The 12,479-nt window shown below is 63.7% G+C and carries 6 protein-coding genes and 3 rRNA genes; 3 read left to right on the forward strand and 6 right to left on the reverse strand.

Translation table 11 applies throughout. The features are described 5' to 3' along the window. The first annotated feature begins 330 nt into the window (after positions 1-330). The 3 genes from OG943_RS00005 to rrf all read left to right on the forward strand — a co-directional run bounded on the left by OG943_RS00005 (position 331) and on the right by rrf (position 5,505). Positions 331-1,851 (forward strand): 16S ribosomal RNA (locus tag OG943_RS00005). A gap of 311 nt (positions 1,852-2,162) precedes the next feature. Beyond that, positions 2,163-5,299: ribosomal RNA gene (locus OG943_RS00010) — 23S ribosomal RNA — on the forward strand. An 89-nt stretch (positions 5,300-5,388) separates the two neighbouring features. Next, positions 5,389-5,505, forward strand: a 5S ribosomal RNA gene (rrf, locus tag OG943_RS00015). Together the 16S, 23S and 5S rRNA genes form the textbook arrangement of a ribosomal RNA operon. Positions 5,506-6,162: 657 nt before the next feature. Here rrf and OG943_RS00020 read toward each other — a convergent pair. The 6 genes from OG943_RS00020 to OG943_RS00045 form a co-directional block, all read right to left on the reverse strand. Then, complete coding sequence (locus tag OG943_RS00020; RefSeq protein WP_328607569.1) at positions 6,163-7,362, reverse strand: L,D-transpeptidase; 1,200 nt, start codon at positions 7,360-7,362, stop codon at positions 6,163-6,165. Positions 7,363-7,470: 108 nt separating this feature from the next. Continuing rightward, a complete protein-coding gene (locus OG943_RS00025; RefSeq protein WP_328607570.1) occupies positions 7,471-8,340 on the reverse strand; it encodes a patatin-like phospholipase family protein in 870 nt (289 codons plus the stop codon). 53 nt (positions 8,341-8,393) lie between these two features. Further along, positions 8,394-9,053, reverse strand: a complete 660-nt coding sequence (locus OG943_RS00030) for a DedA family protein (RefSeq protein WP_328607571.1) — start codon at positions 9,051-9,053, stop codon at positions 8,394-8,396. An 835-nt stretch (positions 9,054-9,888) separates the two neighbouring features. Then, a complete protein-coding gene (lipA, locus tag OG943_RS00035; protein ID WP_328607572.1) occupies positions 9,889-10,890 on the reverse strand; it encodes a lipoyl synthase in 1,002 nt (333 codons plus the stop codon). A 37-nt stretch (positions 10,891-10,927) separates the two neighbouring features. Beyond that, positions 10,928-11,878, reverse strand: a complete 951-nt coding sequence (locus tag OG943_RS00040) for an oxidoreductase (RefSeq protein WP_328607573.1) — start codon at positions 11,876-11,878, stop codon at positions 10,928-10,930. A 19-nt stretch (positions 11,879-11,897) separates the two neighbouring features. Beyond that, positions 11,898-12,428 (reverse strand): hypothetical protein, encoded by a 531-nt coding sequence (locus tag OG943_RS00045; protein ID WP_328607574.1) that lies wholly within the window; start codon positions 12,426-12,428, stop codon positions 11,898-11,900. Positions 12,429-12,479: the final 51 nt, after the last annotated feature.

Here is a 12,479-nt window from a genome sequence, read left to right on the forward strand (position 1 = left end):
AAAGTTCTCCAAGTCGCCAGGGAAACCGGGCGGCCACCGGGACCACGAACCAAGCTCCCACCTCAGGTGGTAGAGTGGGTGGTTCCAAAGCAGGAGATCGGCTAGACCCCCCGCTGAAGCGCAAGTTTCACAGGGTGAACGGTGTGTCTTCTGAACAAACGGCTTGAAATAATGCCTCGGAAAAGGCCGTGTGAAGCGGGCTCTTCCAGGGTGTGTTGCTTGAGAACTCAACAGTGTGCTAGTGAACTAAGCCAGTAGAGCTTATATGAAACCCCCTCGTTGGGGTTTCCTTTGAGAATGATTGAGAAATAGTCTCGATCGAACTGTTCATTGTTGGAGAGTTTGATCCTGGCTCAGGACGAACGCTGGCGGCGTGCTTAACACATGCAAGTCGAACGCTGAACCGGTTTCGGCCGGGGATGAGTGGCGAACGGGTGAGTAACACGTGGGTAATCTGCCCTGTACTCTGGGATAAGCCTTGGAAACGGGGTCTAATACCGGATATCACAATTCCTCGCATGGGGGGTTGTTGAAAGTTCTGGCGGTACAGGATGAACCCGCGGCCTATCAGCTTGTTGGTGGGGTAATGGCCTACCAAGGCGACGACGGGTAGCCGGCCTGAGAGGGTGACCGGCCACACTGGGACTGAGACACGGCCCAGACTCCTACGGGAGGCAGCAGTGGGGAATATTGCACAATGGGCGAAAGCCTGATGCAGCGACGCCGCGTGAGGGATGACGGCCTTCGGGTTGTAAACCTCTTTCGCCAGGGACGAAGCGCAAGTGACGGTACCTGGATAAGAAGCACCGGCTAACTACGTGCCAGCAGCCGCGGTAATACGTAGGGTGCAAGCGTTGTCCGGAATTATTGGGCGTAAAGAGCTCGTAGGCGGTTTGTCGCGTCGGCTGTGAAATCTGGAGGCTTAACCTTCAGCGTGCAGTCGATACGGGCAGACTTGAGTTCGGTAGGGGAGACTGGAATTCCTGGTGTAGCGGTGAAATGCGCAGATATCAGGAGGAACACCGGTGGCGAAGGCGGGTCTCTGGGCCGATACTGACGCTGAGGAGCGAAAGCGTGGGGAGCGAACAGGATTAGATACCCTGGTAGTCCACGCTGTAAACGTTGGGCGCTAGGTGTGGGCGACATCCACGTTGTCCGTGCCGTAGCTAACGCATTAAGCGCCCCGCCTGGGGAGTACGGCCGCAAGGCTAAAACTCAAAGGAATTGACGGGGGCCCGCACAAGCGGCGGAGCATGTGGATTAATTCGATGCAACGCGAAGAACCTTACCTGGGCTTGACATGCGCCAGACATCCCCAGAGATGGGGCTTCCCTTGTGGTTGGTGTACAGGTGGTGCATGGCTGTCGTCAGCTCGTGTCGTGAGATGTTGGGTTAAGTCCCGCAACGAGCGCAACCCTTATCCTACGTTGCCAGCGCGTTATGGCGGGGACTCGTGGGAGACTGCCGGGGTCAACTCGGAGGAAGGTGGGGATGACGTCAAGTCATCATGCCCCTTATGTCCAGGGCTTCACACATGCTACAATGGCTGGTACAGAGGGCTGCGATACCGCGAGGTGGAGCGAATCCCTTAAAGCCGGTCTCAGTTCGGATCGCAGTCTGCAACTCGACTGCGTGAAGTCGGAGTCGCTAGTAATCGCAGATCAGCAACGCTGCGGTGAATACGTTCCCGGGCCTTGTACACACCGCCCGTCACGTCATGAAAGTCGGTAACACCCGAAGCCCATGGCCCAACCCCGCAAGGGGAGGGAGTGGTCGAAGGTGGGACTGGCGATTGGGACGAAGTCGTAACAAGGTAGCCGTACCGGAAGGTGCGGCTGGATCACCTCCTTTCTAAGGAGCACAACACATCCACCTGGCCGGGATACCCGGACCAACCATGGTGGAGTGGCTCGAGTCTAGAAGCCGACTGTGTTTCTGCTCGGGTTGCTCAAGGAATTGTGGAACTACTGGTCTAGGTGTTCAGGTGGTGACTGCGGTCGCCGGCGAGTACTGCACATGCTCTTCGGGGTGGGTGCGTGGAAAGTCGGGTTTCCGGGTCGGGTCTGGGCATGTTCATTGGCACGCTGTTGGGTCCTGAGGCAACACACTGTTGTTTCTGGTGTGGTGTTTGAGAACTGTAGAGTGGATGCGAGCATCTTTGTGGTCAAGTTGTTAAGGGCACATGGTGGATGTCTTGGCTTCAGGAGCCGATGAAGGACGTAGGAGGCTGCGATAAGCCTCGGGGAGCTGTCAACCGAGCTGTGATCCGAGGATTTCCGAATGGGGAAACCCAGCACCAGTGATGTGGTGTTACCCGCCGGTGAATATATAGCCGGTGTGGAGGGAACGCGGGGAAGTGAAACATCTCAGTACCCGTAGGAAGAGAAAACAACCGTGATTCCGTGAGTAGTGGCGAGCGAAAGCGGAAGAGGCTAAACCGATTGCATGTGATACCTGTCAGGGGTTGTGTAGTCGGTGTTGTGGGACCCACCTTGAAGAAACTGACATTTTTTCGAAGTCACGCATGAGTTAGTGGAACCGTTTGGGATGGCGGGCCGGAGTGGGTGAGAGCCCCGTACGCGAAAGCTTGTGTTGTGGTTTTTGGTGGTGTTCCCGAGTAGCAGCGAGCTCGTGGAATTTGCTGTGAATCTGCCGGGACCACCCGGTAAGCCTAAATACTTCCTGAAGACCGATAGCGGACTAGTACCGTGAGGGAAAGATGAAAAGTACCCCGGGAGGGGAGTGAAAGAGTACCTGAAACCGTGTGCCTACAAGCCGTCAGAGCCCGAGCATGTCGTAAGACGTTACGGTGATGGCGTGCCTTTTGAAGAATGAGCCTGCGAGTTAGTGCTGCGTGGCGAGGTTAACCCGTGTGGGGTAGCCGTAGCGAAAGCGAGTCTGAATAGGGCGAGTATAGTCGCGTGGTCTAGACCCGAAGCGGAGTGATCTACCCATGGCCAGGGTGAAGCGACGGTAAGACGTCGTGGAGGCCCGAACCCACTTAGGTTGAAAACTGAGGGGATGAGCTGTGGGTAGGGGTGAAAGGCCAATCAAACTCCGTGATAGCTGGTTCTCCCCGAAATGCATTTAGGTGCAGCGTCACATGTTTCACCGCGGGGGTAGAGCTACTGGATGGTCTAGGGGCCTTACCGGGTTACCGAAATCAACCAAACTCCGAATACCGTGGTGTGAGAGTGTGGCAGTGAGACGGCGGGGGATAAGCTTCGTCGTCGAGAGGGAAACAGCCCAGAACACCAGCTAAGGCCCCTAAGTGTGTGCTCAGTGGGAAAGGATGTGGGATTGCCCAGACAACCAGGAGGTTGGCTTAGAAGCAGCCACCCTTGAAAGAGTGCGTAATAGCTCACTGGTCAAGTGGTCCTGCGCCGACAATGTAGCGGGGCTTAAGCACACCGCCGAAGCTGTGTCATTGACACAATAGATCCGCCTTGCTCTTGCAGTAAGGGTGTAGTCGTGTTGATGGGTAGGGGAGCGTCCTGCATCCAGGGAAGCGGCCGTGTGAACGAGTCGTGGAGGGTGTGGGAGTGAGAATGCAGGCATGAGTAGCGAATGCAGAGTGAGAAACTCTGCCGCCGGATGACCAAGGGTTCCTGGGCCAGGCTAATCCGCCCAGGGTAAGTCGGGACCTAAGGCGAGGCCGACAGGCGTAGTCGATGGACAACGGGTTGATATTCCCGTACCCGAGCATGTGCGCCCATGACGAGGCGTTTGATACTAACCACCCAAAGCGTTCCTGTGATGCCTTCGGGTTGAGTGGGGATTGTGGAGCGTGGGACCTGATTTCGTAGTAGTCAAGCGATGGGGTGACGCAGGAAGGTAGCTCCGCCAGGCGATGGTTGTCCTGGTGTAAGCGTGTAGGCCGGAACATAGGCAAATCCGTGTTCCATATAGGTTGAGACGTGATGCGTAGCCGTTTGAGGCGAAGTAGAGTGATCCTATGCTGCCGAGAAAAGCCTCTAGTGAGTGCATGCACGGCCCGTACCCCAAACCAACACAGGTGGTCAGGTAGAGAATACTAAGGCGATCGGGTGAACTGTGGTTAAGGAACTCGGCAAAATGCCCCCGTAACTTCGGGAGAAGGGGGCCAAACATCCTGAAGCTTCTTGCAAGCTAGGGGTGGGTGGCCGCAGAGACCAGCGGAAAGCGACTGTTTACTAAAAACACAGGTCCATGCGAAGTCGCAAGACGATGTATATGGACTGACGCCTGCCCGGTGCTGGAACGTTAAGAGGACCGGTTAATCCCTTCGGGGGTGAAGCTGAGAATTTAAGCGCCAGTAAACGGCGGTGGTAACTATAACCATCCTAAGGTAGCGAAATTCCTTGTCGGGTAAGTTCCGACCTGCACGAATGGCGTAACGACTTTCCGGCTGTCTCAACCACAGGCCCGGCGAAATTGCACTACGAGTAAAGATGCTCGTTACGCGCGGCAGGACGGAAAGACCCCGGGACCTTTACTATAGTTTGGTATTGGTTTTCGGTTCGGCTTGTGTAGGATAGGTGGGAGACTGTGAAGTCATCACGCTAGTGGTGGTGGAGTCGTTGTTGAAATACCACTCTGGTCGAATTGGGAATCTCAACCTCGGACCATGATCTGGTTCAGGGACAGTGCCTGATGGGTAGTTTAACTGGGGCGGTTGCCTCCTAAAGAGTAACGGAGGCGCCCAAAGGTTCCCTCAGCCTGGTTGGCAATCAGGTGTTGAGTGCAAGTGCACAAGGGAGCTTGACTGTGAGACAGACATGTCGAGCAGGGACGAAAGTCGGGACTAGTGATCCGGCACCACCTGGTGGAAGGGGTGTCGCTCAACGGATAAAAGGTACCCCGGGGATAACAGGCTGATCTTGCCCAAGAGTCCATATCGACGGCATGGTTTGGCACCTCGATGTCGGCTCGTCGCATCCTGGGGCCGGAGTAGGTCCCAAGGGTTGGGCTGTTCGCCCATTAAAGCGGCACGCGAGCTGGGTTTAGAACGTCGTGAGACAGTTCGGTCCCTATCCGCCGCGCGCGTAGGATACTTGAGGAAGGCTGTCCCTAGTACGAGAGGACCGGGACGGACGAACCTCTGGTGTGCCAGTTGTCCCGCCAGGGGCATGGCTGGTTGGCCACGTTCGGAAGGGATAACCGCTGAAGGCATCTAAGCGGGAAGCCTGTTCCAAGATGAGGTATCCCACCCCGTGTGGGTTAAGGCCCCCAAGAGACCATTGGGTTGATAGGCCAGAGATGGAAGCACAGTAATGTGTTATCGAGTTGACTGGTACTAATAGGCCGAGGACTTGCCCACAAAGATGTTACGCATCCACTCTACAGCTCTGAAACACCACACCGACACCATCGAACAACTGGTGGTGGGTGTGTGTTGTTTCGTAGTGTTTCGGTGGTTATAGCGCCAGGGAAACGCCCGGTCCCATTCCGAACCCGGAAGCTAAGCCTGGTAGCGCCGATGGTACTGCAACCGAAGGGTTGTGGGAGAGTAGGACGCCGCCGAACTTTACGTCAGAAGCAGGGCCCCGGTCGAGGATCAGCAATGATTCTCCCGGGGCCCTACTTCTATATCTGGACCCTTTCCGGTTCCAGACCCTTTCCAGGGAACGCGACCCGGCTACGACCCGGCTCAGTGTCCGGACTTTCCACCGCGAGCCGGCCAAAGGCAGCCGCGGTGAGCTTGTGCCGCCCAGCTCGGGCGCCGCTTCAACGACGCTTCAGTGGGCCGGCCGCGCCGCCATTCGAGCCGGAGGACCAGGCGAACAGCGCCGACGAGGCGGCCTGGACCAGTTCGCAGCCGCAGAGAGGGGCCAGCTACCGCTTATGGCCGCGAGAAGCGCGGGAACGGCGGCACCAGCGGCCGCACGGGAACAGAAGCGTCGATGGGGGAATGGGACCAGTCGCGTTGGCACAGGGGGGCAAGCCGCACGTCCGCGGGAGCGCGTGTGCGGAACAGCCGCGCGTCGATGGGAGTGTCGCGTTGGGCCTACGCAAGGGAACGTTGGGCGTAGGCAAGGGAACAGAGCCGCGCGCTCGGGAAGCGAGCAGGCAGCGTGCAAGCCGGGCAGCGCGCGAACGGGCCGGGGGAACGAGCGCACGAAAAAGGCGCCGGAGCGAGCTGCTCCGGCGCCTTTCTCATGGCCTGCTCCCCAAAGAGAGTCCTTACAGGGCGGCGCCCTTCTGCCAGTCGGGCCAGGACTTGGACCAGTCGCCGTACAGGTCCCAGACCGGGAGCTGCGGGCCGCCCGAGTTGGTGACCTCCACGACGTCGCCGAGGCCGAAGTTCTGGAAGAACCACTCGGCGTTCGCGGCGTTCAGGTTGATGCAGCCGTGCGAGACGTTGGAGCTGCCCTGCTGGCCGACACTGTTGGGGTTCTCGTGGACGAACTCACCGTCGTTCGAGATGCGCTGGGAGAACTTTTCGTTGGAGCGGTACGCCTTCGGGTCCGGCGGGCAGACACCGTAGGTGCAGGAGTCCATCGTGTAGTTCGCCTGCTTGTCGGAGATGACGTGCGCGCCCAGATGCGTCGGGGTGGCGTCCTTGCCCATGGAGATCGGCATGGACTTCACCATGTCCCCGTTGTGGAAGATCTGCATCTGCTCGGTGTTTCCGTCGGCCTTGGCGATCCAGGAATCGTGCACCTTGTACGTTTCGGTGCGGTCCTCCGCGCCGAAAACGCCGTTTCCGAAATCGACGCCGTAGATCTTGGCCGTGACCGTCAGCGTGGTTCCCGGCTTCCAGTACTCCTTGGGCCGGTAGTGGACGTTCTTGTCGTCCATCCAGTACCAGCTGCCCTCCTGCTTCGGCGAGGACTCGACGTCCAGCGCCTTCTCGACGGCGGCCTTGTCCTTCACCGCGACGCCGAAGCTGAAGACGATCGGCTGGCCGACGCCCACGCCGCTGCTCTTCACCGCGGACGGCGCGGGGATCAGGTTCGCGTTCGCCTGCTTCGTCGGCGACAGCGTGGTGACCTGACCGTCCTTCTCGACGGACTTGCCGTCGCTGCCCTGGGCGTGGGCGACGATCTTGTAGGTGCCGCCGTAACCGAGGACGTCGGTGTTGGTCCAGCTGAGCCCGTCCGACGCGATCTTGCCGGCGACCGCCTTGCCCTTGGCACTGGTCACCGCCACGTCGAGCAGCTTGCCGTTGGCGGCCTTGACGACGATGGGGGTGGTGGGGCTGACGCCGTCGGCGCTCGCCGGGTCGATCGACACCGTCACCGGTGTCGCGGACTGGTTGGAACCGGGTGCCCCGGGGGTTGTTGCTGTCCCCGCGGTGTCCCCACCGGAGGAGCAGGCCGAGACCAGCAGGGTCGCCGCGAGGACTCCGGCAACCGAAAGTAAAGTCTTCTTCGGGAACATATTGTCTCTTTTGTGGGGGATCGCGGACCAGCAGGCTTCTTCGGTTTCAAAACTACGCGATCGTGAAGACGCTCCGTGCGGCGGATAGGTGCATCGCAGTGTCGTGGATCACGTTGTGACGAGCCCTGGCGCGCCGTAGAGACCGGGGCCGTCTACCTGGAGTTCTTTCAGATATCCGGCCGCCGCGCTGTAGGCCTGGTCCGCGAGTTCATCCGTACGGGTGAAGTCCAACGGGCTGACCCGCACGGGGGCCGGGCCGGGCAGATAGACGACGGGTGCCCGTTTCGCGGCGACCGGGGCCTCCAGCACGGCCTGGTTCCGCATGCTGATCATCGCGGTGAACATCATCACCTCGGCGAACGTCCGCGGCGCGCCGGGCATCTTGCCGGGGAACGCGCAGTCGAGGACCACCAGCGACTTCGCGCCCATGGCCAGTGCCTGCCGCATCGGCACGTTCGCGACGAGGCCGCCGTCGTAGAGCAGCCGTCCCTCGTGCTCGACCGGCGGGTAGATGCCGGGGATCGCGCAGCTCGCCAGCAACGGTGCGCGCAGTGGCCCGGAGCGGATCAGCACCGGCTCGGCGGTGTCGACGTCCGTGGTGACGACTCCGAGCGGCAGCGCGAGATCTTCGAAGCGGCGGCCGGCGCCCAGGTGGCCGTCGACGATCTTCTCCAGGCCGGTGTTGGGGAACAGGTGCGTTTTGCTGTGGCGCAACGTGCGCACCTGGCTGAGCACGCCGCCGGGGAAGGCCTCGTGCTTGGTCATGTGCGCCCAGATGCCGCGCAGGCGGTCCAGCCGGTTTCCGCCGGGCAGGGCGAGCACGGCCGCGTTCAGCGAGCCCACGGACGTGCCGACGACGAGGTCGGGCGTCACGCCGGCGTCCTCGAGCGCGCGCAGCATCCCGACCTGCAGCGCGCCGAGGCTGCCGCCCCCGCCGAGGACGAACGCGATCGGCCTGGGGAGATCGAGTGGGGTCATACCGCCGAATGTAACCAGCGGGAGCGTTCACGGCGGTGTGACTCCGGCCAAGCTCAGCCGGTCGTGCGGGCGGGCTCCTCGGCCTCGGGCTCCTTGGCCGCGAGTGCCTTGCGCTTCTTGAACCGGAGGAGGAAGAACAGCAGGACGCCGATCACCACGACGGCCACGACGAGGAAGCCGGTGCTGAGCGCGCCCTCCACCTGCTTGGCGGCCTCGCCGAGCGCGGCGCCGATGCTGATGTGCACCAGCGACCAGCAGAACGCGCCGGCCGCCGTCGCGGGCAGGAACCTGCGGAACGGCAGCCCGGACGCGCCCGCGGCCGCCGGCGTCAGCGTTCGCAGCACGGGCAGGAAGCGCGCGAAGAAAACCGCCCAGGCACCGCGCCGTTCGAGCACGGAGGCGGCCTTGTCCCACGCGTCGAGGCCGTACTTGCGGATCAGCTTGGTCTCACGCAGCCGCGGCCCGAAGCGACGGCCGAGCGCGTAGCCGACGGAATCGCCGAGCGCCGCGCACACCGTGACGACGGCCCACAGCGTGAGGAACCGCGGCACGGTCGTGGCGGTCGTCGCCGCGATCAGCAGCCCCGACTCGCCGGGCGCGATGAACCCCAGCCCGATGGTGCACTCGGCGAACACAAGCCCGCCGGCCGCCGCGACAAGGCCCGGTTCCGGGAGTCCTTGCAGCCAGTTCAGGAGATCCGTTACCAAAGCCACGACGCCACTTTACTGACTCTTTGGAATTGGTGGGGTGGGTGGAGGGGAGATGGGTGATTTCTGGGGGAGCTGCCTTAGGGGTGGCGGCGGTGGGGTGGTGATGCGATGGGGGCTTCTGCGGGCGTGGGCGTGGGGCTGGGCGGTGAGGCTGGGGTTGGGGTTGGGCGTGAGTGGGACGGCTGGTGGGGCGGCTTGGCTGGCGTTGCTGCGAGCGGCGAGGGTCGGCGGAGCCGCGCGGTGCGCGAGGTTGGGGCTGCCGAGGCAGGCGGGGCCGCTGCAGGCGCGCTGGGAGCATGCCGGGTCTGCTGGAGCGGGCTGGGGCGCGGTGGGCGGGGACGCTGTACATGGGGCTTGGACAGCTGGCAGCGGTGGGCGTCGCACGCTGGCTTGGTGTTGCGGGGGCGCGCGGCGCTTGGGCCATGGTTGAGAGAGCGAGCGGGGTGTTGCAAGCGAGGCGGAGGCGTGCGAGGCGCACCGTACGCGGGTCCCGGGAGCAGGCGGGGCGCGCTTTACGCGAGCTGAGAGCAGTGGGAGCGGGTGGGGTCGCGGCGCGCGGGCCGAAGGGTAGGGAGCGAGTGAGTCACTAGTCGCGGGGTCGGGCTGCGGAGGCGTTCGAGTCGCTGTGCGCGGGGCCGGGGCTGCCGAAGTGGGCAGGGTGCACTGTGACTGGGCCGGGGCTGCGGAAGCGGAAGGAGCGCGCTGTACGAGTCATGGCGCTGTACGCGGGCTGGGGCCGTGGGAGTGAAGTGAGCCGTGGGAATGGGTGTGAGCGCGCAGAAAACGGTGGAGGGCCCGCTCGGAGGATGAGCGGGGCCTCCACCGTTAAGGGCTGGAGTCAGCGGGCGAGCAGCGAGGCGGCTTCCTGCGCGGCTGGGCCCTCGGTGGCGAGGTGGGAGAGGTTGTCCGGGAGGTCTTCGCCGCGGTGGGCCTTCGTCTGCGCATACAACCGGCCCGCACGGTAGGACGAGCGGACCAGCGGGCCCGCCATCACACCGGCGAAACCCATCGACTCCGCCGCCTTCGAGTGTTCGACGAACTCTTCCGGCTTCACCCATCGGTCCACCGGGTGATGCCGCGGGGAGGGGCGCAGGTATTGGGTGATCGTCAGGATCTCGCAGCCGGCGTCGACCAGGTCCTGCATCGCCGCACCCACCTCGTCGGGGGTTTCGCCCATGCCGAGGATCAGGTTCGACTTCGTCACCAAACCTGCCTCGCGGGCGCGGGTGATGACTTCCAGGGACCGTGCGTAGCGGAAACCGGGGCGGATGCGCTTGAAGATCCGCGGGACCGTCTCCACGTTGTGTGCCAGGACTTCCGGGCGGGAGCTGAAGACTTCGGCCAGCTGTGCGGGGTCGGCGTTGAAGTCCGGGATCAGCAGCTCGACACCGGTACCGGGGTTCAGCTCGTGGATTTGGCGGACCGTTTCCGCGTAGAGCCAGGCGCCGCCGTCGTCGAGGTCGTCACGGGCGACGCCGGTGATCGTCGAGTAGCGCAAGCCCATCGCCTGGACGGATTCGGCGACCTTGCGGGGCTCGGTGCGGTCCAGGTCGGCAGGTTTGCCGGTGTCGATCTGGCAGAAGTCACACCGGCGGGTGCACTGGTCACCACCGATCAGGAAGGTGGCTTCTCGGTCTTCCCAGCATTCGTAGATGTTGGGACAACCCGCTTCCTCGCAGACGGTGTGCAGACCTTCGCGGCGGACCAGGCCCTTCAGTTCCGTGAACTCAGGCCCCATCCGCACCCGGGTCTTGATCCACGACGGCTTCTTCTCAATCGGCGTCTCACTGTTACGGACCTCCAACCGCAACAACTTCCGCCCTTCAGGTGCAGCAGTCACGGCCACCACAGTACGCCCGGACTGCCCGGGTGATCGCCTAGCGCGGGTCGGGGGTGACGCCCGTCAAGTCGGCCGTCAGGTCCCACAGGGCGGGGCCGGTGACGGGGTTGCCTGCCGCTCGCACCGGTCGCACTTTCGTGGGGTAGCCGTGGATACCGCCGAGGCCGCGGGGGCCGATGTAGTCGCCGCCCTGGATGTCGGCGACGGTCGCGGCGTACAGCTGCGGCAGGGCGCCGAGTGCCACGTTCTGGGAGAGCAGAAGCTCGCCCGCGTGGTTGATGGCCAGGATGGCCTTGCGGACGACTGAGCTGGTGTACGTGCGCGCCATGCCGACGCTCAGCCCGGTCGCGGTGTAGCCGGGGTGCGCGAGGACGCTCAGCACCTTCGAGCCCTCGGCGCGCAGCCGCCGGTCCAGCTCCAGCGCGAAGACCTGGTTGGCGAGCTTCGCCTGTCGGTACGCCGTCGCCGGGTTGTACTGGCGGTGCTCGAAGTTCGGGTCGTCCAGGCGGATCTGCGCGCCGACCGCGGCGATGCTCGAGAGTGTCACGACGCGGGCGCCGATCCCGCCGCGCAGGGCGGGCATCAGCAGCCACGTCAGCGCCGCGTGGCCCAGGTGATTGGTGCCGAGCTGCAGTTCGAAGCCGTCGGCGGTTTTGCCCCGGGCGGCCGCCACTACGCCGGCGTTGTTGATCAGCACGTCGAGGGCGTCGCCGGTCAGCTCTCGGACGGACTCGGCCGCCGCGCGCACCGACGCCAGGTCGGCCAGGTCCAGCGTCACCAGTTCCGGCGCGGAACCGGACGCGGCCGACCGCACCCGCTCCAGCGCGGCGGCGCCACGCTCGGCCGAGCGGCACGCGAGCAGCACCCGCGCGCCGCGGCCGGCGAGCACTTCGGCGGTACGCAGGCCGAGGCCCGAGTTCGCGCCGGTGACGACCACCGTCCGGCCGGCCTGGTCGGCGATGTCGGCCTCGGTCCAGCGCTGGTCCATGCGTCTACCTAACTACACCTCACGCGCTGGGTGCGAGCAGGCGCATCAGGTGGCCCATCGGGCTGCGCCGACGGGCCGGACGGGCGTCACCCGCGCGCACCAGCGCGTCGAAAGTGTGCCCGACCTTGGTGATCTCCTCGGCCGGCTCCCCGGGCTCCGCGAGGCCGGCGGTGATCGCCAGCATCCGCAGCTCGCCCTCGTACTGCCGGGCGAGGGCGGGGTAACGCTCCTGCGCGCCGTCGAGGACCGCGCGCAGCGCCTCGTTCCCGGACTGCGCCCGGCGCCACGCCCGCGAGACGGCGTCGACCTGGTCGCTGTCGACAGTGTCGGCCGCGGCATCGGCCGGGTCGGCGAACTCGGCGCGCAGGTGCCCGCCGAGCAGTTGGCTCCACTTGTACTGCATCGCCAGCAGCAGGTTCTCTTCACTGCCGAAGGCCTCGGCCGCGCCGGGGATCTCCTCCAGCGTCAGCGGTTCACCGGGCGCGCGCCCCGCGTGGCGGATGGCGGCTTCGAGGATTTCCCGGCGTCGGTAGAAGTCGGTCCAGCTCATGTGTTGGCTCCCCTTCCGTGACCCGGGCCATACCGCAGGTTTGCGGCATAC

This window comes from Amycolatopsis sp. NBC_00345 (assembly GCF_036116635.1).
Classification (GTDB): Bacteria; Actinomycetota; Actinomycetes; order Mycobacteriales; family Pseudonocardiaceae; genus Amycolatopsis.